This is a genomic window from Lysinibacillus sphaericus, assembly GCF_001629735.1.
GTDB lineage: Bacteria > Bacillota > Bacilli > Bacillales_A > Planococcaceae > Lysinibacillus > Lysinibacillus pinottii.
On the sequence record NZ_CP015224.1, the window covers coordinates 638,253 to 660,572 of the forward strand.

At 38.2% G+C, this 22,320-nt stretch carries 23 protein-coding genes; 19 read left to right on the forward strand and 4 right to left on the reverse strand.

What is annotated here, in order from left to right:
- Window positions 1-140 precede the first annotated feature (140 nt).
- A complete protein-coding gene (locus tag A2J09_RS03035; RefSeq protein ID WP_012293589.1) occupies window positions 141-1,346 on the forward strand; it encodes an MFS transporter in 1,206 nt (401 codons plus the stop codon).
- Window positions 1,347-1,370: 24 nt separating this feature from the next.
- The gene (locus A2J09_RS03040) at window positions 1,371-2,096 is read left to right on the forward strand and encodes a sulfite exporter TauE/SafE family protein (RefSeq protein WP_012293590.1); all 726 of its coding nucleotides are present in this window, start codon (window positions 1,371-1,373) and stop codon (window positions 2,094-2,096) included.
- Between the two features lie 53 nt (window positions 2,097-2,149).
- Here the strand turns inward: A2J09_RS03040 and A2J09_RS03045 are convergent, their stop codons facing one another.
- The 3 genes from A2J09_RS03045 to A2J09_RS03055 all read right to left on the reverse strand — a co-directional run bounded on the left by A2J09_RS03045 (window position 2,150) and on the right by A2J09_RS03055 (window position 4,058).
- Window positions 2,150-2,932 carry an enoyl-ACP reductase FabI gene (locus tag A2J09_RS03045; protein WP_012293591.1) on the reverse strand — a complete coding sequence of 261 codons (783 nt, stop codon included), beginning with the start codon at window positions 2,930-2,932 and terminating at the stop codon, window positions 2,150-2,152.
- Between the two features lie 149 nt (window positions 2,933-3,081).
- Window positions 3,082-3,675 (reverse strand): hypothetical protein, encoded by a 594-nt coding sequence (locus A2J09_RS03050; protein WP_036161142.1) that lies wholly within the window; start codon window positions 3,673-3,675, stop codon window positions 3,082-3,084.
- Window positions 3,676-3,809: 134 nt separating this feature from the next.
- Window positions 3,810-4,058 (reverse strand): ferredoxin, encoded by a 249-nt coding sequence (locus tag A2J09_RS03055; RefSeq protein WP_004232564.1) that lies wholly within the window; start codon window positions 4,056-4,058, stop codon window positions 3,810-3,812.
- 106 nt (window positions 4,059-4,164) lie between these two features.
- Here A2J09_RS03055 and A2J09_RS03060 point away from each other — a divergent pair, with 106 nt between their 5' ends.
- The 7 genes from A2J09_RS03060 (at window position 4,165) to A2J09_RS03090 (ending at window position 11,595) form a co-directional block, all read left to right on the forward strand.
- Complete coding sequence (locus tag A2J09_RS03060) at window positions 4,165-5,193, forward strand: YpbB family protein (protein ID WP_036161145.1); 1,029 nt, start codon at window positions 4,165-4,167, stop codon at window positions 5,191-5,193.
- Window positions 5,194-6,636 (forward strand): RecQ family ATP-dependent DNA helicase, encoded by a 1,443-nt coding sequence (locus tag A2J09_RS03065; RefSeq protein WP_012293594.1) that lies wholly within the window; start codon window positions 5,194-5,196, stop codon window positions 6,634-6,636.
- 86 nt (window positions 6,637-6,722) lie between these two features.
- Window positions 6,723-7,451, forward strand: coding sequence for a LysM peptidoglycan-binding domain-containing protein (locus A2J09_RS03070; protein ID WP_036161149.1), 729 nt, complete (start codon window positions 6,723-6,725; stop codon window positions 7,449-7,451).
- A gap of 146 nt (window positions 7,452-7,597) precedes the next feature.
- Window positions 7,598-8,353, forward strand: coding sequence for a metallophosphoesterase (locus tag A2J09_RS03075; protein WP_012293596.1), 756 nt, complete (start codon window positions 7,598-7,600; stop codon window positions 8,351-8,353).
- A 113-nt stretch (window positions 8,354-8,466) separates the two neighbouring features.
- Window positions 8,467-9,432, forward strand: a complete 966-nt coding sequence (locus tag A2J09_RS03080; protein WP_012293597.1) for a YpdA family putative bacillithiol disulfide reductase — start codon at window positions 8,467-8,469, stop codon at window positions 9,430-9,432.
- A 56-nt stretch (window positions 9,433-9,488) separates the two neighbouring features.
- Window positions 9,489-10,049 carry a glycerol-3-phosphate acyltransferase gene (locus A2J09_RS03085; RefSeq protein WP_036161153.1) on the forward strand — a complete coding sequence of 187 codons (561 nt, stop codon included), beginning with the start codon at window positions 9,489-9,491 and terminating at the stop codon, window positions 10,047-10,049.
- A 4-nt stretch (window positions 10,050-10,053) separates the two neighbouring features.
- Window positions 10,054-11,595 carry an aminotransferase class V-fold PLP-dependent enzyme gene (locus A2J09_RS03090; RefSeq protein ID WP_012293599.1) on the forward strand — a complete coding sequence of 514 codons (1,542 nt, stop codon included), beginning with the start codon at window positions 10,054-10,056 and terminating at the stop codon, window positions 11,593-11,595.
- 28 nt (window positions 11,596-11,623) lie between these two features.
- Here the strand turns inward: A2J09_RS03090 and A2J09_RS03095 are convergent, their stop codons facing one another.
- The gene (locus tag A2J09_RS03095) at window positions 11,624-12,592 is read right to left on the reverse strand and encodes an asparaginase (protein WP_012293600.1); all 969 of its coding nucleotides are present in this window, start codon (window positions 12,590-12,592) and stop codon (window positions 11,624-11,626) included.
- Window positions 12,593-12,676: 84 nt separating this feature from the next.
- Between A2J09_RS03095 and prsW the strand changes: the two genes are divergently transcribed.
- The 10 genes from prsW to A2J09_RS03145 all read left to right on the forward strand — a co-directional run bounded on the left by prsW (window position 12,677) and on the right by A2J09_RS03145 (window position 22,302).
- Complete coding sequence (prsW, locus tag A2J09_RS03100) at window positions 12,677-13,351, forward strand: glutamic-type intramembrane protease PrsW (RefSeq protein ID WP_012293601.1); 675 nt, start codon at window positions 12,677-12,679, stop codon at window positions 13,349-13,351.
- 96 nt (window positions 13,352-13,447) lie between these two features.
- The gene (sleB, locus tag A2J09_RS03105; RefSeq protein ID WP_012293602.1) at window positions 13,448-14,281 is read left to right on the forward strand and encodes a spore cortex-lytic enzyme; all 834 of its coding nucleotides are present in this window, start codon (window positions 13,448-13,450) and stop codon (window positions 14,279-14,281) included.
- A gap of 15 nt (window positions 14,282-14,296) precedes the next feature.
- Complete coding sequence (locus A2J09_RS03110; RefSeq protein WP_031417965.1) at window positions 14,297-15,580, forward strand: PepSY1/2 domain-containing protein; 1,284 nt, start codon at window positions 14,297-14,299, stop codon at window positions 15,578-15,580.
- A gap of 86 nt (window positions 15,581-15,666) precedes the next feature.
- On the forward strand, window positions 15,667-16,326 hold the full coding sequence (locus A2J09_RS03115; protein ID WP_012293604.1) for a flagellar brake protein: 660 nt from the start codon (window positions 15,667-15,669) through the stop codon (window positions 16,324-16,326).
- Between the two features lie 96 nt (window positions 16,327-16,422).
- A complete protein-coding gene (gene cmk / locus A2J09_RS03120; RefSeq protein ID WP_012293605.1) occupies window positions 16,423-17,097 on the forward strand; it encodes a (d)CMP kinase in 675 nt (224 codons plus the stop codon).
- A gap of 102 nt (window positions 17,098-17,199) precedes the next feature.
- Complete coding sequence (gene rpsA / locus A2J09_RS03125) at window positions 17,200-18,336, forward strand: 30S ribosomal protein S1 (protein ID WP_012293606.1); 1,137 nt, start codon at window positions 17,200-17,202, stop codon at window positions 18,334-18,336.
- Between the two features lie 290 nt (window positions 18,337-18,626).
- A complete protein-coding gene (gene der, locus A2J09_RS03130; protein WP_031417969.1) occupies window positions 18,627-19,937 on the forward strand; it encodes a ribosome biogenesis GTPase Der in 1,311 nt (436 codons plus the stop codon).
- A 107-nt stretch (window positions 19,938-20,044) separates the two neighbouring features.
- Window positions 20,045-21,061 carry an NAD(P)H-dependent glycerol-3-phosphate dehydrogenase gene (locus A2J09_RS03135; protein WP_012293609.1) on the forward strand — a complete coding sequence of 339 codons (1,017 nt, stop codon included), beginning with the start codon at window positions 20,045-20,047 and terminating at the stop codon, window positions 21,059-21,061.
- A 223-nt stretch (window positions 21,062-21,284) separates the two neighbouring features.
- Window positions 21,285-21,497 carry a DUF2768 domain-containing protein gene (locus A2J09_RS03140; protein WP_008180416.1) on the forward strand — a complete coding sequence of 71 codons (213 nt, stop codon included), beginning with the start codon at window positions 21,285-21,287 and terminating at the stop codon, window positions 21,495-21,497.
- Window positions 21,498-21,519: 22 nt separating this feature from the next.
- Entirely contained in the window at window positions 21,520-22,302 is a 783-nt protein-coding gene (locus A2J09_RS03145; RefSeq protein WP_031417970.1) for a YphF family lipoprotein, read from the forward strand.
- Window positions 22,303-22,320 lie beyond the last annotated feature (18 nt).

A 22,320-nucleotide genomic window follows, 5' to 3' on the forward strand; every position in this document is an offset into this window, starting at 1 on the left:
TTAAATGTCAATTAAATTTTACTTTTTTTAGTGAAAATGACGATGGATTTGTCCATTTTTTGACGGAGAGGTCGTGTGTTTTGCAAAATATTGTATTAAAATAATAGTAGAAATGCTGAAGAGCTGAAGGAGAGAGAGTCATGGAATATATACAAAAGGGCACGAAAGCGTTTCGTAAAGCAAATTGGGTCTTATTTTTGGCAGGCTTTATTACTTTTGCTAACCTCTATATAACACAGCCATTACTGCCGACATTTGCAGATTTGTTTCACGTCTCGCCAGCTGTTGCAAGTTTATCTCTTTCTGTCACTACCTTTGCCTTAGCAGTGAGTTTAATTATTATTAGTTCGTTATCTGAGGCATGGGGAAGAAAATCATTGATGACGATTTCTATTTTTGCAGCCTCTGTATTGACAGTGGCACTTGCGTTTTCACCAAACTTTGAAATAATTTTAGTATTGCGAGTGCTTCAAGGAATCGTTTTTGCAGGTTTACCGGCAATTGCCATGGCTTATTTAGGCGAGGAAATGGAACCAGCAAGCTTAGGGGTTGCCATGGGTCTATACATTAGTGGTAATTCTGTAGGAGGACTTAGTGGACGAGTCATTATTGGGACATTAACGGACCATTATAACTGGCATGTAGGGATGATGGTGCTAGGAGGAATCAGCCTTATTGTCAGTGTGTTGTTTGTCTGGATGCTGCCAAGCTCTAAGCATTTTAGCCCTCGTCCTTTACAATTAAAAGCATTAACTAAAACGCTGTGGCAACATCTGAAGGACCCTTCTATGTTGTGTCTATATGGTATAGGATTTGTTCTGATGGGAAGCTTTATCACACTTTATAACTATATTGGCTTTAAATTAATGGCCCCTCCCTATAATTTGAGCGCGACCATTGTAGGTTGGATATTTGTTATATACCTAGTAGGAACAGTAAGCTCAGCTTGGTTTGGTAGTCTAGCCGATCGTTACGGACGCCAACAAATGCTATTACTAGCCATTGCCATCATGTTGGCAGGAGCCGTTGTAACACTCAATGGGCTCCTTACTTTAAAAATTATAGGCATTACGGTGTTTACCTTTGGTTTTTTTGCTGCTCATTCTATCGCAAGTGGCTGGGTGAGTAAACGGGCAACACATGATAAAGCACAAGCATCATCCCTTTATTTATTTTTTTATTATGTTGGTTCGAGTGTTGGTGGGACAGTAGGTGGTGTTTTTTGGGTGAAATATGGCTGGATAGGTGTGGTCGCCATGATTGCTTTATTTTTACTAATTGCTTGCGTTTTATCTTTCTTATTGAAGGAATTAATTGCTAAGCAACATGTTACCACCACTCTATAGTATTAAATGATGTGAGGTGTTGTTTTGCAGGAATTACTTTTGTACTTTTTTATTATACTAACAGCTTCCATTTTGCAAACAAGTACGGGGTTTGGTTTTTCTATTATGGCCACCCCTTTTTTATTGTTGCTTTTTTCTCCGCAAGAGGCGATGCAAATAAATATCGTACTGTCCCTTGTTATTTCCTGTTCTCTAATTTGGAGGGTGAGGCATGATATTGATACCGTTTTGCTGAAGAGGATTATAATTGGTAGTGTTGTGGGTGCTCCTTTCGGTAGCGTTGTATTTGCTTTAGTTGATGCCACGACATTTAAACTTATAATCGCCATCCTTTTAATTGGCCTTACGTTTTTATTGATGAAAAATTTCTCTATTCAACAAACAAGTGGTAGAGATTATGGCGTTGGTTTAATCTCAGGAATGTTTACAACAAGTATTGGTATGGCAGGACCGCCATTGTTGATGTATTTTGCGAGCACGCATCAAAATAAAGAAACCATTAGAGCTATTTCACTAGCCTATTATATTTTTATCTATCTTATTAGTTTACTATCTCAAGTTACTGTTGAGGGCACAAGTACACTAGTGTGGATTTATAGTCTGTATGCCTTGCCTATTGTTTTCATCGGTTTGATTTTGGGACAAATGTTGTATACTAGGCTCAATCAAAAGCTATTTAGATCATTGATTTATCTTCTTTTAGTAGCAGCAGGTCTGATTTTATTCATACAAAGTATTGGGACGATATGATAAAGAAAAAAGAAGAATGGAAGAGAGTATTTATCTTCCGTCCTTCTTTATAGTTAACCCATAATATTGTAGCCAGCGTCGATGTAAATAGTTTCACCAGTGACACCACGTGATAAGTGAGATAGCATAACAATGGTCATATCAGCTACTTCATCTTGTTGAACATTTCGTTTTAAAGGAGCTGTTTCCTCAATTTTGTGTAAAATTGTATTAAAGGAAGGAACCCCCTTTGCAGCAAGTGTACGAATAGCACCGGCTGAAATAGCATTGACGCGAATATTGTCTTGACCAATATCAGCAGCAAGATAGCGCATAGAAGCCTCTAATGCAGCCTTTGCTACACCCATCACATTGTAGCCATCAAGCACTCGTTCCGCACCTAAGTAACTCATTGTAACGATCGAGCCACCCTCTGTCATATATGGATGAGCGGCTTTTGCTGTTGAAATTAGAGAGTAGGCACTTGTATCTTGTGCAAATGCGTAGCCTTCACGTGTTGTTTCTAGGAAGCGGTTGTGTAAATCTTCGGCGTGAGCAAAAGCTACTGAATGCACAATACCATGAATAATGCCAACCTTTGAGCCAATTTCATCAAATGCTGCTTTTGTACTTTCATCACTATTAACGTCACATTGAACAACAAGAGAATCAGCTTGACCCATATTGTCTAATTGCTTTTGTAATTTTTTCAATGAGCGTTCTTGACGATAAGTGAAAATAACGTTTGCCCCTACATCAAATAAACGTTTTGCAATGCCCCATGCGATACTACGATCATTCGCTACACCCATGACAACAATATTTTTATCTTTTAATTGTAATAAATTATCCATCATTATAAAGAACTCCTTTGTGAGATAATATCTGTTATTAGTACCAACTACTAAAATCTTATCATACATAAAAAAACGTTGCAATAGAGTAGCCGATTATCGGGCAAAAAAAAATTCATCCCTACTATGTGAGAGACGAATGAAATGGCATACTAATTAGCTACATAATCTTCATACATATCTACTGCTTGATAAACAGCACTATTGATAGTGATTCTAAAGCAATTGTGGTTACGAATTGTTTGAGCAAGTATTTTGATGGCTCTTGTTTGGTCTCTATGGAAAGGCGTGTTGTCCGTTTGAAACCCATCATCTAAATATGCGAGAAAATAAGGTTTGTCTTCCTGAGAATTTAATAAATCGGCCGCAGTACTTTTTCCAACCGTCTTATAAACCCATAAATCGATGGCATTTCCTAACTGAAACGCAGCAAAGTATTGTAAATCGTCATTATTACATTGATTTATTTTTTGAATTATTTGAATTTTTTTGAGCTCTTCCAGCAAAAATGTATTGATAGAGTAGTAGATGGCTTTAGAAGGATTGAGAATCAGTTCATCGGTATGCTGAGATTTAAAAAAAAACCAATTATTTAACACAATGGCCCATGAATCGAGTGTATTCAAACATTTCGCATAAACCTGCGGAAAAATTATTTGCCATTTTGCCGCGAGTTTTTTAAATTGATTGATATGCTCTTTATCGATATGGAATAAACTATGCTCTACTTGTAACTGCTCAAACATCATCATTCCTCCAATAGATTGGTCTGTATAGCATATGATTGATAATCTTGTTGCAAAAGTTAGTAGAATATTTCATCCAAATGAAGAAGGCACCCATTGAAGGATGCCTTTTGGGTGTACATACATATTGAAGACTATTCGAATTTTAATGAGTCACCATCAAAAGTTTCATCTGCTACTTTGATAGAGTCAGTTGGACACCCTTCAAAAGCGTCTTGCATATCTTCTAATAGATCTTCTGGCACTTCAGCAGTTCCCATGTTATCATCTAAAATAACGAAGGCAATACCTTCATCATCATAATCATAAATGTCTGGCGCTGCGGCTCCACATGCGCCACAAGCGATGCATGTATCTTTATCAACTATTGTGTATTTAGCCATTTTTTTCTCTCCTTTAACGATGTTCCTACAAAGCTTCATACTCATTTTAAAGATGTTTATCTTACATTTCAACTTAAATACTATTAAATTGGAGGAATTTGCGTCAATGTTTCATCAAATTCTATTGCAAATCTTTCAAAAACTCAATAAGGAACGGACGATTTCGGCTGCTTATCACGTCTTGAAAGGAAAGCGGTCAGGTCAGACTATTCAAGACATTGGCCTTTTTCAGTTGCATCAATATTTTGGTTTATTACCTAAACTACCACGGACTACCTTTGATGAGGCGGTAACGTTATTTATGCAATATAGTTGGCTAAAAGTGCAGGAATCTGGTCACTTTTACATGGAAAAGCTAGGTTTGCAGCGAGCGCAACAAACCCCGCCATTTTTCTTTGATGGATGGCATTATCGAGGAAATGAGCATGTGTTTTTTGCACGTCTTTCATTAATTGTGCAAAGTTTGTCGTATCAAACTGCAGCTGTTCGTTCTTTCTCACCCATCAGTAGAGATCCTGATATTCAAAATTGGGTGCGATCCTTTTTGCAGAATCATCATTATCTACAAGGTCATTTACAACAGCAATTATTAGATGAATGCACCAGCGTGCTGAAGAATATTCCAGTTTCAGATGGTAGCAAACAGCTTGTCCTTTATCGATTAAGTGGGTATCGTTTGCCTGGTTGGACATGGCAGCAGCTTGCCGATAAACGGAAGGAGTCTGTGCTAGATAGTCAATTAGCTTTTATTGAAACACTACATAAATTATTAAACGAAGTGCAACAAAACAATGATTATCCATTGCTTAAAGAAGTGGCACAAGGAGTAAGAGTGAAAATATTGCTAACCGATTCCGCACAGCAAACAGCACAATTGTATGAACAGGGATATTCAGTTGAACAAATAGTGCAAATAAGAAAACTGAAGCAAAGTACTATTGAAGACCACTTTGTGGAATTAGCGATGTATGAACCGAACTTTTCCATTGGTCCATTCGTCTCATATGAGGAAGCTGAAAAAGTTTGGCAGGCATCAAAGCATTATCAAACGAAAAAATTGAAAATCTTACATGAGGCTTTAAAGGAATTGAGTTATTTTCAATTAAGGCTTGTCCTTGCGAAAGGAGAAGTATAAATGGAACTGGAAGAACTATTGCATAAACATTTTGGTTATTCATCATTTCGACCAGGGCAAAGGGAAGTCATTGAAGCAATACTTCAAGAGAAAGATGTAATGGCCTTATTGCCAACAGGAATGGGAAAATCACTTTGCTATCAGCTACCAGCTTATATTTTAGAAAAGCCAGTGCTGATTGTATCTCCATTGCTTTCATTAATGCAAGATCAGGTAGAGGAATTGAAACGTTTTGGGGAAAAGAGGGTTGTCGCTTTAAATTCTTTTTTATCCATCACAGAAAAAAGATATGTATTACATTATTTAGAACAATACCGTTTCATTTTTACCTCGCCAGAGATGCTACTTCAGCAGCAGGTTCAAGAGAAACTAGCACAGGTAAAATTAGGTTTAATCGTAGTGGACGAGGCACATTGTATATCGCAATGGGGCTATGATTTCCGACCAGATTATTTACGGATAGGTGAGTGGCTATCGAGGCACAATCGACCTCCATTGCTAGCACTATCCGCCACTGCAACAAGGAAGGTTATGCAAGATATTCGAGAAACATTATCGTTAAAGGACCCATTTGAATTTATGTATAATGTTGATCGGCCCAATATTCAATTAGGACGCATTGTTCTGGAGGATAAGGCGGATAAAGCGAGCTGGCTTATGCGACATGTCAAAGCAACTGCTGGCCCAGGTATACTGTATGTTTCCTCACGCAAACGAGCGCAACAGTATAGTGAGGCATTTTTACAAGTAGGTATTCGTACTGCAGCCTATCATGCAGGCTATGGGGCTGAGGATCGCCAATTTATTCAGCAGCAGTTTATTGATGGAGAATTGGACTGGATAGTGGCAACAAATGCTTTTGGTATGGGGATTAATAAACAAGATATTCGTCAGGTCATTCATGAATCAATGCCTGCTAATATTGCAAATTATATGCAGGAAATTGGTCGAGCAGGTCGAGATGGTGAACCTGCACATGCCATTTTACTCTATTGTGATGGTGATGAAGAGCTGGCGAAGTTCGTTGTGACAGGTGACCTTCCGAGTTCTCAACATGTTGATCGCTATGAGGAGCTTCTTTCTCAGCAAGTACTACCAGCACAGATGTTAAAAAATGGAGAATTAGGAGAGACAGCATTTCGTGTGTTGGACTATTGGATGCAACAAGAAACTAAGGAGCAAGTAAAGGCTCGCCTCAATCAATTAGCCCTAGAAAAATACCGTGCAGTCGATGAAATGTTGAAGATTATACAGACAAAAGACTGTATTCGTGAACATCTTGTCGGGTATTTCGGGCAAAAATTGCAAAAAAAACCGGAAAAGTGTTGTGAAAATTGTGGAATCCATTATGATGAAATCAAGAAAGTACGCTTAACAACAGAGAAAAAAATAGAAATGATTTCGTGGGAACGTCGATTGCAGCTACTATTACTGGGTAATTAGACTAAAACTGACGGTCATTTACTTTTTTCGTAAAATTCGTCATAATAGAGTGACAAAAAGAGTAGTAAGGTTTGGGGGAAAGACAAATGAGTAAAGAAGATTATCGCGATAAAATAGAAGAACATCGTCAATCATTTGAAGATGAACAAAACGAACAGCAAACTTTGTCGAGAGTTTCCAGAATGAATAAAAATGGAGATAAGAAACAAAAGCCTAAAAATCCGAAACGGAAAACACCGTTAATGACGATTCTTTTTGTTATATTTATCCTTATTCCATTAACAATTCTAGTCTATTTTTGGAAGTTTTACGAGCCAGGGAAAACAATAGAGCAAGCTGAGAAAGATTCAGGTGAACAGGTCGTCGAAATGGATTCTTCAGAGGCATCTGCATCTGACAAGGACAAAAATAAAGACAAGGGCGAGCAAGCTGATCAAAAGTCAAACGAACCATCTAAAGAAAATGCTGATAAAGTAGCAGCTGACCAAAAAGCTGCTGAGGCAGCGAAAAAAGCTGAAGAGGCAAAAAAAGCGGAAGAAGCAAGTAAAGCGGAAGAAGCTCGCAAAGCTGAGGAGGCAAGAATAGCTCAGCAACAGGCCGAGGCAGCGAAAAAAGCTGAAGAGGCAAAAAAAGCGGAAGAAGCAAAACAAAATACTAAAGCAAGTACACATACTGTTAAAGCAAATGAGAACTTATTCCGTATTGCATTAAATCATTATGGTGATGGCAGTGAAGCGACTTTAGCTAAAATTCGTGCTGCCAATGGTATGTCTTCAAATACAGTTATGGTTGGGCAAGTAATTAAACTTCCTTAGACAAAAACCATATAATGGTCATATAGTTTAGCTAGTATAAAATAAAGGACAAACGTTCACACCAAAACGTACGTCTGATTTAGTAAAAAGACGATTCTTCATAGGAAACGAATCGTCTTTTTGCTGTCGTAAGGAGAAGTGAGGGAATGCTATATATAGGGCTATTGCTTATCGTAGTGGTCGTCTTTCTGATTTATATGTTGAAGGTGGCACATGAAAACAATGTTTTACATCACCAGCTACTATTAAAGGGAGCGCCGGAAAAACTACGTTTATTTTTTATTTCAGATGTTCATTTACGTAAAATTAATAAAAAAATGATTGCTCAATTAACAGGACATTTTGATGCTGTCATTATTGGTGGAGATTTAGCAGATAATCGCACACCCATTCCACGTATTCATGAGAATTTACAATTATTAACTTCTATTGGACCTACTTATTTTGTATGGGGAAATAATGACAGAGAAGTGGGAGAGGAGAGGCTTAAGAGCATATTGCAGCAGCATCATATTCAAATTATTGTCAATGATGCGGTGCTGTTACCTGCGAAAAACCGTTTCTGGCTTAGTGCAATTGAGGATACAACAGTTAAAGAATATAGCTTTGAAAAAGCATTTGAAAAAGTAGAAGAGCATGATCTAGTTGCTTTTATTGCGCATAATCCAGGTGTTTTTGAGAAAGTCCGTGCCAAGTACCGTGCTGATTTAATGATGGGTGGACATTTACATGGAGGACAGATTCGATTTGGTCCATATGGTGTCCATCCTAATGGTTCTTATCGAGAGCGAGATGGTGTTATGACTTTAGTTAGTAATGGCTATGGTACTACATTATTGCCAATGCGACTTGGTGCCAAACCACAATGTCATATCATCGACATTGATATTTCGAGTAAATAAACAAACAAAACTTGCTAGAAGGCGTATAATAAAAAGGTATCGTCTATTTTAATAATGGATGTAAGCAAGGAACAGCAACTATAGCTGTCCATATTCGATTGGAGTGTCAAGAAATGCAGCAAGCAGATGCGATTATTGTTGGAGGAGGCCCATGCGGTTTAGCAGCAGCAATAGCTTTGCAAAATATTGGATTAAAACCCATCGTTATTGAAAAGGGAAATATCGTAAATGCGATTTATCATTACCCTACCCACCAGACTTTTTTTAGTACAAGTGAACGATTAGGGATTGGCGATGTGCCATTTATTATTGAGGGACGTAAGCCCAAACGGAATCAAGCCCTTGTATATTATCGAGAAGTTGTTCGATTAAAAAATATTCAAGTTAACCGCTTTGAAAAAGTGCAAAGTGTTGTGAAAAATAATGGTATGTTTACTGTTACTTCAGATAAGGATAGTTATGAAACGCCTTATGTCATTATTGCAACAGGCTACTATGATCATCCTAATTATTTAAATATCAATGGAGAACAATTACCTAAAGTTTTCCATTATTTTAAAGAGGGACATGAATTTTTTGATACGGATGTTCTTGTCATTGGGGGCAAAAATTCAGCTATAGATGCAGCGTTGGAATTAAATAAGGCTGGTGCTCGTGTTACGGTTGCCTATAGAGGACATGAATATTCTCCAAGTATTAAGCCATGGGTATTACCTGAATTTGAAGGAGTAGTCAAAACAGGAGAAGTTGACATGAATTTTAATACGAATGTGTTAGAAATACGTGAGCATGAAGTAGTCTTAGCAATAGATGGCCATGAAAAGGTGATGAAAAATGATTTTGTCTTTGCTATGACTGGCTATCATCCTGATCACTCCTTTATTAAAGCTATGGGCGTCAATATTGATGAAGAAACGGGTCGCCCTTATTTTACACCAGAAACGATGGAAACAAATGTGGAAGGATTGTTTATCGCAGGCGTCATTGCCGCGGGAAATAACGCCAACGAAATTTTTATTGAAAATGGACGTTTTCATGGGGATTGCATCGCACAAACTATCGCTCAAAGAAAAGGATAAAGGTGAGGCTGTATAGGCATGTAGCTTATACAGCCTTTTAGCAAGGGGGAATATGATTGATTGGTTTGTATTTGCTCTTCAGTTATTTAATAGGAAACTTCATGACAGCATTTTTCGTTGGAAAGATATATGGTGTTAATTTACAGGAAGAACGCAGTAAAAACTTAGGTGCGCGCAATGCGGGAAGCGTCCTTGGCAAGAAGGCCTTTTTTATGACATTTCTAGGTGATACCATGAAAGGTGCACTGGTGGTAAGTTTAGGGCGCTTATGGCATTTAGAAGAATGGGTCATTGTTAGTGGAGCAGCCTGTGTCATTGCAGGGCACTTATATCCATTCTGGCTGAAATGTAAAGGAGGAAAAGGAGTCGCAACTTTTATTGGAGTTGGCCTCGCTCTATCAACAAGCTTGTTTTTATGGATGATTGCAGGTACGGCGGCCGTGCTTATATGCACAAGGAGCTTAACATTAGGCATGGTTGGAGGTTTTATTTTTTATGTTGGCGCTATCATACAATCGGGTCAATTAGAGGCCTATGCACTTTTGATTATTGCAATCGTGTGTATGATCATAAGACATATGTCTAATATTAAGGAGTCATGGAAAAGAGGGAAGTAACGAGATGTATTGGTGTAAAATAGCTCAAACAAATGAAGAGTATGAGGCGATTGCGCGATTAAATTATGAGACATTTGTGGAAGAAATTCCACAGCATGAGCCCAATAAGCAAAGACTAAAAATTGACAGATTCCATCAGGAAAATACATATATAGTAGTGTATAAAAAAACAGAATTAATCGGAATGGTAGCATTTAGAGATCAAAGACCCTTTTCGATGGATGAAAAAATTGGTAAGGTAGAGCAATTTTTACCGGAAGAGATTTGTGGCAAGATTTGTGAAATACGTCTACTTGCTGTGAAAAAAAATTATCGAACTGGGCGAGTCCTATGGAGGCTCACACAAGCTTTAAACACATTTGCCTATGAAAAGGGCTACACCGCAGCAGTAATTTCAGGAACAACGCGTGAAGAAAAGCTCTATAAGCAAATGGGCTTTCAACAATTTGCACCAGCTGTTGGAGCAAAGGATGCACAGTTTTTACCAATGGTGCTTACTAGAGATGTATTTGAGCATGACCTACAACGTAGGCTTGCAAAAGATGACTATACTTTTTATCCTGGACCTGTTAAGCAATTGGAGACAATTGGTTATACCAATTTATCGCATCGTTCGTTAAATTTTAAGGCAATCTATGAACGAGTACAACAACAGCTACTACATTTAGCGAATACTAAGCATGTTGGAATAATCGTTGGAACTGGAACTTTGGCCAATGAAGTGATGCTTGCTCAACTACACGCTCAGCAACTAGGAAAAGGTCTTATTTTAACAAATGGAGAATTTGGTGAACGGTTAAGAAAACAAGCGGTCCGTTGGTCTTTAGATTTTGATGCAGCAGAACAACAATGGGGAACAATTTTTGATTACGAGAAAATAGCATCGTTGCTAGAAAATGGAGCATATCAGTGGATGTTGGTAGTGCATGGGGAAACCTCAACGGGGACTTGCAATGATTTAGAGAGTCTTGGTCATTTGGCAAAGTGTTATAATGTAAAACTTTGTGTAGATAGCATCAGTACGTTTGGGGCTATGCCATTTTCGTTACAGGACTGTTATTTAGCTACCGCAGTGAGTGGGAAAGCAATTGGGGCAATGAGTGGGCTAGCATTTGTATTTTCACAATATTTAGCACAATCCACCACTACATTGCCTGCATACTTGGACTTAGCAAATTACCACCAAGGCGCCATACCCTTTACGCTTCCAGCCGTGTTGCTCGGAAATTTAGATGAGTCATTACAAGCCTATCCAGTCCGCTATGCGCAGCTACAGCAACGTTTTGAGGCGCTACTGCAGCTACCATATATGCACTTTCAATTACCAACAACTCAGTACCCAATGCTTATAACGATTCAACTGCCAGAAACACTCTCAAACTTACACATCGATTTAGCCTTAAATGGACTTTTGGCTCATGGTGATAGCCCATATTTACGCCAAAGAGGATTCCTTCAATTCGCAGTCATTCAGCCCGATTTCGAAGACGCCCTTGTACGTCTTCATGAAGTGCTGCACTATTATGAACAAATAACCGAGGCATAAGCAAGTGCTCCATATGAATACATTGATTCTACAGGAAAAAATCCTTTAAATTTAAAGGACTTCCAGTTGTGTTCAGTCCAATTAATAATTTTAATCGTGCCTTTTGACCATTGATACCCGTGGCAAATATTGCACCTAAGTCTTCCAGCATTTTACCGCCACCAACATATCCATAGACACCTTCTGCGATACCATTAAAGCAGCGGGAAACAAGGATTACAGGGATATTGCGTTGGATCAAGCTCTCAATGCCTTTTACAACAGAAGGAGGGACATTTCCTTGTCCTAATCCTTCAAGCACCACACCTTCATATTTACATGCGAGCACGACATCAAGTAAATCTTCTTCCATACCAGCATAAACCTTTAGCATAGCTACGCGTTTAGATAAACTATTAACGTCTACATATTGACGACGAATTGGCGCATGATGGAACAAAATACGTGATTTTGTAATAAGCCCGATTGGTCCATATTGTGGGGATTGGAAAGTATTGACTGAACTTGTGCTCGTTTTCGTTGTATTGACGGCAAGATGTACCTCATCATTCATAACAACTAGAACGCCTTTGTCCCGAGCTTCATCATCGACTGCTACTCGGATTGCCTCCATCAAATTATAAATGCCATCTGCTCCAAGCTCATTGGATGAGCGCATCGCACCTGTTAGTACGATGGGAATGGCTAAATTTGTTGTCAGCTCTAAGAAATAGGCAGTTTCTTCTAATGTATCTGTACCATGCGTAATAACAACACCGTCGATTTGCTGGGCTGTAGTTTGCTCTATAATCAAGTTGCGTAATAGAAGCATTTCTGTTGGCGTGATATGTGGAGAAGGTAGGTTAAAAGCTTCTATTTCAATAATGGTCGCCAATGAATTAAGTTTATTACTCTCTTTCATGAGAGGGTTTTCTTTGTTGGGCATAACTGCTCCCTCAGCACTCATCGCCATGGAGATTGTGCCGCCAGTATGAATTAATAAAATTGTTTTTTTCATGAAAAATAAAATCTCCTTTTAAAAAGTTTTTTTGTCATTACATGGTATAATAATAGCAGTCTATTGTTGAAAGGAGCCGGCATCATGATCATTTTATTATCTGCTGCCATTGCTCCCGGTCTAGCGCTTTTTAGTTATTTCTATTTGCGCAATCAAATGGCTACGGAGCCAAGAAGAACTTTATTGCAAACATTTTTATACGGTGCATTTTTAACGTTCCCGATTCTGTTTTTACAATATGTACTAACAGAGGAAGGAGTTTTTCGATATTTTTACCTTCAAGACGTTCTTTTTTCTAGTGTTATTGAAGAATTTTTTAAATGGTTTGTACTATTAATAGCCATCTACAATCATGTAGAATTCGATGATCCATATGACGGTATATTATATGGGGCAAGTATATCACTTGGTTTTGCCACAATTGAGAACGTACTTTATTTATTATCCTTTGGCTTGGACACAGCATTTATGCGAGCTCTATTACCTGTATCAAGTCATGCATTATTTGGCGTAGTAATGGGCTACTATTATGGACGTGCTAAGTTTTCAAAGCTTGCCAAGACAAAAGAAATGATTGCTATGGCGCTTTGTGCACCAATTGTACTTCACATTCTATACAATACAATATTATCATTTAAAGGTCACTGGATTTATTTAATGATTCCGTTTATGCTGTTTTTATGGTGGTTTGGCTTACGAAAAGTGAAACTAGCGCATTACCATCTGGTACAACATTTGCATATGCATAAAAAAATATAAAGCGTAGAAATCGTCAAGATTTCTACGCTTTATTCTTTTTTATCATGTATAAATTGCCTCATTTGTTTCAAGCTATAAAAAAAAGGAGTGATAAAAGTGCGTTTAGTAAGCATACTTTTTGCTTTGATATTAGGAATTAGTATAATTGCGATTCCTCAAAATGAAGTGATTGCATTTAGTAACCAGCAAATTACTCGTGGTGCCTATGGAGATGATGTCATTGAATTGCAAGCAAGGCTACAATACTTAGGTTTTTATAAGAGTAAAATTGATGGGAAATTTGGCTATAACACATACTGGGCATTACGTAATTTCCAAGAGAAATATGGTTTGCCAGTAGATGGTATCGCTGGAGCGAAGACCAAAAAAACTATAGCTGGTTATTCTGATTACGATGAAAAATGGGTGAAAGCGCAATTAAATGCTGGTAATCAATTTACCTATTATGGTGGTATTCCGCTCGATCAGCAAGTGAATAAAGGAACTAGTACAGGTAGTGGTGCTGGCAGTGGCGGAGGAAATAGTAGTGGTACTACTAATAACAATGGAACACAGACACAAGTTCCTCCAAAATATACAGAACGTGATTTACAGTTAATGGCGAATGCTGTGTATGGAGAAGCTAGGGGAGAGCCGTATGAGGGACAAGTAGCAGTAGCCGCAGTTATTTTAAACCGTTTAGAAAGTCCTGATTTCCCAAATACTATTTCCGGAATTATATTTCAGCCTTTAGCGTTTACAGCGGTAGCAGATGGACAAATTTGGTTAGAGCCTAATGATAGAGCAAAAGAAGCTGTTATTGATGCAATGAATGGCTGGGACCCATCTGAAAATGCATTGTATTATTTCAATCCGAAAACAGCAACAAGTAAATGGATTTGGTCACGTCCGCAAATTAAACAAATTGGAGAGCATATTTTCTGTTCATAGAAAGGAGGAACTTAGATGAAAACTTGGCTCGTGGTCTTAACGATAGCTGTTATCGGGTTAGGGGCATATAGTATTGATTTACATGGAGATAAAGAAGATTTACAACGTACCGTATTAGCACAGTATACAGATAAGTTAACAGATGCATCTGAAAAACTATCTCATCTACAGCGATCAGTATCGCAGTCACTACTGTTTCAAGACGAGCAGGCAATTCACAGTGAATTAGATTCAGTTTGGCGTTTAAGCTCAGAAGTTCGTTCTTCAATTGCTAATATTCCGATAGGGCAAGAACTATCAAATGAATGGATGAATTATTTAGGGCGACTTGGCGATGAAGCGAAGAGAACAGCAAAGACAGGCGATTATGTAGCTTGGCGTGAAAAAATGCCACAGGTTTCTTCGAATTTACAAGCGCTGTCTGATGATTGGACAGCCGCAACTGTCGATTTTTATAAACATAATGGAAAAATGGATGTTTGGCTGCAGCAAGTGGATAATAAAAATCCAAACACAAACTTTGATAAAGTGAAGGACACGTTAAAAGGTTATGGAGAAAAGGATTTCCCGCTAACATTATCTGAGTCAGACTGGCAAAAAAAGATTGAGTTAAAAGCTTTACAGGATGCCGAAATTACGGAAAAAGAAGCGTTAGAAAAGGTGAAATATTTATTCCCAGTTATTAAAGACGCGACATTTACTGTAACAAAAAGTAGTGACACGGCACCTTATCCGTTCTATCACATACAATTCCACCAAGGGATTCGTTTAGGGTATGTGGATTTAACGGTAAAGGGAGGGCATTTACTGTCCTATTTAGTGGAACGTCCTGTTGATGAAGCGAAGCAGTCACAGGAGGAAATCCTCAAAAAAGCCGAAGAATATGTCAAAAAACTTGGCATGAAAGATGTAGCCTATGTGGAATCGCGCGAAAATCATCAGGCTTGGCACGTAACATTTGCCCGTGTACATCCAGGGGATAACGCTTTAATTTATGCGGATGGTGTTCAACTTAAATTAGCTAAAGATACGGGTGAGTTGTTGGGTGCAAACGCGATGGAATACATTCAAGAAGAGAATATTAAAAAACAAACAGCAAAACCAATCGATTGGAAAACATTCTTCCAAGATGATATTCAAGTCCAAGAAGTAAAAAATATTTATACGGATAATGGGGAATTTGAACAACGTCTATGCTATGAGGTCATTGCATTGCGTGATGGTAAAACACAAGAGACATTTAGAATCGTCATTGATGCAGAAAATCATAATGTTTTAAAAGTGGAATATTTAACTTAATAATAAGAAAATACTACCAATTTTTATAGCCAAAATTAATATCTCATGAGATAATTAAACCATATTTTTCGTACGGGGAGATGCTCATGGAGATTAAAATTGGTACACAATTACAACTTGAACCTACTTATACAGAGCGTGTGGAGAAATTCCGCTGTAAGGTTGTAGAGCAACAAGATCATATTCTTTATATTGATTATCCAATTAATATGGCGACAAAGAAAACAGCATTTTTGATAGATGGCTCTGAATTTAGAGCAACCTTTCGTACCGAGGACAAACAATCATTTGCCTTTAATACAGAGGTAATAGGTCGTAAAGCGGGCCATATACCTATGATTATGTTGCATTGCCCAAAGCCAGAGGAATTTATCAAAATTCAACGTCGAGAATATGTCCGTGTTGAAACACCAGTGGATGTGGCCGTTCAGTTCAAGGATCACAAATATCAGTTAGTAGCTGCGGATATTAGTGCAGGAGGCTTAGCCCTCATTTTGAAAGGAGAAGTAGCTTTCGATGATGGCGATGAGGTGAAATTAACAGTTGCCTTGCCGTTTGTCAATGGGGATGTGAAATACGTAATAACAGAGGCAACTGTCGTGCGTATTTTTGAAAAAGATTCTAAACGAATTGCAACAATCCAGCTGACGGATTCAGATGATGTAGACCAGCAACATATCGTTCGCTTTTGCTTTGAGCGCCAGTTAGGCAATCGACGTAAAGAATTGAATCCATTTAATGCTTAATATGCCGCATAGTAATTTTTTAAAAGCCCTCTTCTAGCAGAGGGCTTTTTATAGGTTATATGATACAATATGAGGTGACAGAAAGTAGGGAAGAATATGAAGAAAAACATCCAAATTGCGATAGATGGTCCTGCTGGTGCCGGTAAAAGTACTATTGCAAAAATTGTTGCTGAGGCACTTGATTTTACTTACATTGATACAGGTGCAATGTATCGAGCAGTTACGTATAAAGCGATGCAACAAAACATACATTTAGATGATGAAGCAAAATTAGCGGAGATGCTAGCGGCTAGCACCATCGATTTAAAGCCATCTCCACAGGGGCAGCTTGTTTTTTTAGATGGTCATAATGTATCAGCCGATATCCGTTCAAATGAAGTCACTTCATCCGTTTCTCAGGTAGCTGCACATGCAAAGGTTCGTGAGTTATTAGTAGCTCAACAACAAAAGCTGGCAGCAAATGGTGGCGTCGTAATGGATGGCCGCGATATTGCAACACATGTATTGAAAAATGCAGAGCTAAAGATTTTTATGTCTGCAACGGTAGAGGAACGTGCAAGAAGACGATTCATAGACAATCAAAAAAGAGGAATCGACTCTTCGCTTGAAAAACTTCAGGAAGAAATTGCATTGCGTGATAAAAAAGATAGTGAACGCGAAGCATCACCACTTATCCAAGCAGAAGATGCCATATTTTTAGATACGACAGCATTGTCTATCGATGATGCAGCACAAGCTATTTTAAAATTAGCAGAAGAAAAAATGCTATAAATCCTAAAATTTCAGACATTTTTCGAATTTAAAGGATTTATTTTTGTCTTTGTCTTCAATATCGAATAAAATAGTAAGGGAAGATGCGAAGGAGGGTTACATATGTCTGAAGAAATGAACTATGCAGAACAAACGTTTAACGAGGGTGATATCGTCAAAGGTATTGCAGAGCAAGTTGATGAAAAAGCAGTATCTGTATCAATTCCGGGTGCACCATTTGATGGTATTATCCCAATCAGCGAATTATCAAGCTTACACATTGAGAAAGCTTCTGATGTCATCTCTGTTGGGGATGAGTTAGAATTGATGATTACAAAGGTTGAGGAAGAAAATTTTGTCCTATCAAAACGTAAAGTGGATGCTTTAAAAGCATGGGATACACTCGAGCAACAATTTACCGCAGGAGAAATTTTTGAAGCGGAAGTAAAGGATATTGTTAAAGGTGGTCTTGTCGTAGATTTAGGTGTACGTGGCTTTGTACCAGCATCACTTGTAGAAGACTACTTTGTCGATGATTTTGAGGGCTACAAAGGCAAATCATTAAGCTTCAAAATTGTTGAGCTTGATAAAGAAAAGAATCGTCTTATTTTATCTCATCGCGCAGTGGTTGAATCAGAAAAGGCATCACAAAAGAAAGACGTTATAAATCAAATCAAGGCTGGCGACGTTTTAGATGGTAAAGTACAGCGTTTAGCATCATTTGGGGCATTTATTGACCTTGGTGGTATCGATGGTCTTGTCCACATTTCACAAGTGTCTCACGAGCATGTGAGTGATGTAAGTGAAGTTTTATCAGAAGGACAAGGTGTAACTGTAAAAGTTCTATCTGTTGATCCAGAAAATGAACGCATTTCATTATCTATTAAAGAAACGATTCCTGGACCGTGGTCTAATATCGAAGAACGTGCAGCTAAAGGTACGATTTTAGAAGGTAAAGTGAAGCGTCTTACATCATTCGGCGCATTTGTGGAAGTTTTCCCTGGTGTTGAAGGATTAGTGCACATTTCGCAAATTGCTCACAAACACATTAATACACCACATGAGGCATTAAAAGAAGGACAAGATGTACAAGTAAAAGTCCTTGATGTCAATGCTGAGGACGGTAGATTAGCGCTAAGCATTAAAGAATTACTTGAAAATCCAGAAGCAGAAGAAGTGATCGATTACGAATTACCTGAAGAAAACACAGGCTTCTCATTCGGAGACGTAATTGGCGATCAATTAAAAAATTTTAAATAAGAAGAACGCGAGGATACAAGATTGTATCCTCGCTTTTTTGTTGGAGTAATGGAATTCGAAAGTGACGGATAGAACCTTTGGATTAAATAGTAGATAGGATTCAAAAAGCAAAGGATTTATCCTCAAAAAGCCTTCACACATGCTCTCAAAATACATGAAAAAACCGGGAAAATAAATCGTTTGGATTGTTAAAGCCATACATAGCGTTCTACTTTATGGATATGATATGATATAATGGCATTTTTCGTGTATAATAGCGAAAGACAAGAAGTTGGAAGGATGAAGTACAGATGACGAAACCAGTAGTAGCCATCGTAGGTCGTCCGAACGTAGGTAAGTCGACGATTTTTAACCGTATCGTTGGAGAGCGTGTGTCTATTGTGGAGGATATTCCAGGCGTAACACGTGATCGTATTTATAGTTCGGCAGAGTGGTTAACACATGATTTTAATATTATTGATACAGGTGGGATTGAAATTGGGGACGAGCCGTTTTTAGAGCAAATTCGTCAACAAGCCGAAATCGCCATTGAAGAAGCAGACGTTATTATTTTTATGACAAATGGTCGTGAAGGGGTAACCGCAGCCGATGAGCAAGTAGCTAAAATTTTATACAAAACTAAGAAACCAGTTGTTTTAGCAGTCAATAAGATTGATAATCCTGATATGCGTGAAATGATTTATGATTTTTATGCATTGGGCTTCGGTGAGCCTTGGCCAATTTCTGGCTCTCACGGCTTAGGGTTAGGGGATTTATTAGACGAATGTGCGAAACATTTCCCAAAAGAAGATGAAGAGCAGTACGGAGATGATGTGATTAAATTCTCATTAATCGGTCGTCCAAATGTAGGGAAATCATCTTTAGTGAATGCTTTCTTAGGTCAAGATCGAGTGATTGTAAGTAATATTGCAGGGACAACACGTGATGCAATTGACACACCTTATGCGTATGAAGATCAGGAATATGTCATTATTGATACTGCAGGTATGCGTAAAAAAGGTAAAATTTATGAGACGACAGAGAAATATTCAGTTTTGCGTGCGTTACGTGCGATTGAACGTTCAGACGTTGTGTTAGTGGTACTGAATGCGGAAGAGGGTATTCAGGAGCAAGATAAGAAAATTGCTGGGTATGCACATGAAGCTGGAAAAGCAGTGGTGATTGTTGTCAATAAATGGGATGCTATCGAGAAAGACGAAAAAACGATGAATGTTTTTACGCAGCAAATTCGTGAGCATTTCCTATTTTTAGACTATGCACCGATTATTTTCGTATCGGCGAATACAAAACAGCGTGTTCATCAGATTTTACCAATTATCCAACGTGTCAGTGAGAATCATGCGATGCGTATTCAATCTTCTATTTTAAACGAAGTCATAGAGGATTCTGTAGCACGTAATCCTGCGCCAACCGATAAAGGTCGTCGTTTACGTATTTACTATGCTACGCAGGTTGCGATTAAACCACCAACATTTGTGGTATTTGTCAATGAACCTGAGCTTATGCACTTCTCCTATGAACGTTTCTTAGAAAATCGTATTCGTGAAACATTCGATTTTGAAGGAACACCGATTCGTTTAATTACACGAGCACGAGCTTAAAGTTATAGTCATACACATACAATACGCCAACCCGACATATTTGTTGGGTGGCGTCTTTTTACAAGAAAAAATTAGTGTAGACAACCCACTATAAGGGAGGATTTTTTATGGAAAAAGTTTGTGTGTTAGGAGCAGGCTCTTGGGGGTCTGCGCTGGCAATGGTACTAGCGGAAAATGGCCATGATACGCTTGTATGGACACATCGAGCTGAACAGGCAGAAGAAATCAACCGTATGCATACTAATAAAAAATATTTACCTGAAACGGTATTGCCAACAAATTTACATGCTACGAGTGATATTGCAAAGGCAGCAACACATGCTGAAACAATCGTTGTGGCTGTGCCGACAAAAGCAATTCGTGAGGTTTGTGAAAAATTGACGGCTGAATTAACAAAAAAAGTTTTATTTGTACATGTTTCAAAAGGAATTGAACCAGATTCTTTAAAGCGAATTTCTGAAATATTAGCAGAGAGCCTACCTGCTGAAAAAGTGGATGAAATTGTAGTGCTTTCAGGGCCGAGTCATGCGGAGGAAGTAGTTCTTCATCATCCTACAACAGTTACAGCTGCATGTGCAGACATAGACGCTGCTGAAAAAGTACAGGATCTATTTATGAACCAATTCTTCCGTGTTTATACAAATGACGATGTGATCGGTGTAGAAATTGGTGGGGCACTGAAAAATGTTATCGCTTTAGCTGCAGGCATTACAGATGGCTTGAATTATGGTGATAACGCGAAAGCGGCATTAATTACGAGGGGGCTTGCGGAGATTACTCGTTTAGGTGTAAAAATGGGTGGTAATCCATTTACGTTCTCAGGCCTTACGGGCATGGGAGATTTGATTGTAACGTGTACAAGCGTTCACTCAAGGAACTGGCGAGCAGGGAATATGTTAGGGCAGGGCATGAAGTTACAAGAGGTTCTTGATCAAATGGGAATGGTTGTAGAGGGAGTCCGGACTACAAAGGCCGCCTATCAATTAGCAGAGAAGTATGGTGTGGCAATGCCTATTTCTACGGAGCTTTATAGCGTACTCTTTAATGATGTAGAGCCGAAAGTGGCTGTTGATGCACTTATGATGCGCATGAAAAAACGTGAAATTGACGAGATGAAGCATTAATATTATTTTTATGATTAAATTTGTCATGAAACGGACATAAATAAGGTGTCTTAGTGAATCTACTGAGACACCTTATTATGTGCTATTAGTTGAATAGTGAAAGCATTTTAAAAGGTTGTCCATTTCTTGATAGTTATGGGACAACTATTTCTTTTTAACAAAGGCACATAGTATAATATACTTTGATTGTGTCTTGACATAGAAAGAAAGGTGGTTATTTGAAATGGGCCCGTTAGCTCATATGCCTGCTTTAGATGTAATGTGGGTATCGTTTTATTGTATAGGTTTTATGATTATATCAGTCGGCTTAATTTATTTAGCTCGTAACAAGATTTCAAATGTATTTTTACGAACAATCGTAAATTTATGTGCATACATACTGTTTGGACTTGGCACATTTTTAATGGTACTTATAGTTGCCACTTGGCCAGCATAATAAATAACGAGGTGTCAGTAACATGAAAAAACTAAGTGCTTTTCTGTTGGTAATTGCAACCGCCATATTGTTAGTCGGGTGTGCGTACCCAGAAGACGAGAAAAGGGCGAAGGTTACGCCTGATGTGGACCAACTAGCAGCTGTTCAGCGTGCTGTTAATGAATACCGGGAAGCAACTGGTGGGCTAGTACCCATTAAAAATAGCGAATTAGATACAGATTTATATATCAAATATTTAATCGATTTTGAAAAGCTTATGCCGAAGTATTTGTCGACGATCCCTGGAAACGCCTATGAAAAAGGCGGTATATATCAGTATATTATTTGGGATCCAGAACATGATGCGACCGTTAAACTAGTAGATTTAAATGCTGCAGAGCGTATTCGTGAAATAGGTATTCGGAAACTATCTACACAATACTTACCAATAACAGGTTCAACATCTGATAATGTGTACCAAATTAATTATAAGGATTTGGGCTATAAAACAGAGGTTACTGTGAAAAGTCCCTATTCTGGCGTCGAATTGCCGCTCTTTATGACTGGAGACGGTGAATTGCATGTAGATTATTCCATTGATTTAGGGCAACTTCTAAAAGAAGACAAGCCAGATGTCAAACCAGGTGATGATATTCGCCAATTACTTGTCGATAAATTTCCTGTAGTACCTGCCTACTCTGTTCCGTATACAGTGGATGAGAAAGGTGAGCCAGTTTATGATATGGACACTTATAAGGCAGATGTTAAGAAGGCCCAAGAACGACAAAAACAAGAGGCCGAAGCCGCCAAGAAAAAAGAAGAATAATAAAACAAGCTCCTTACA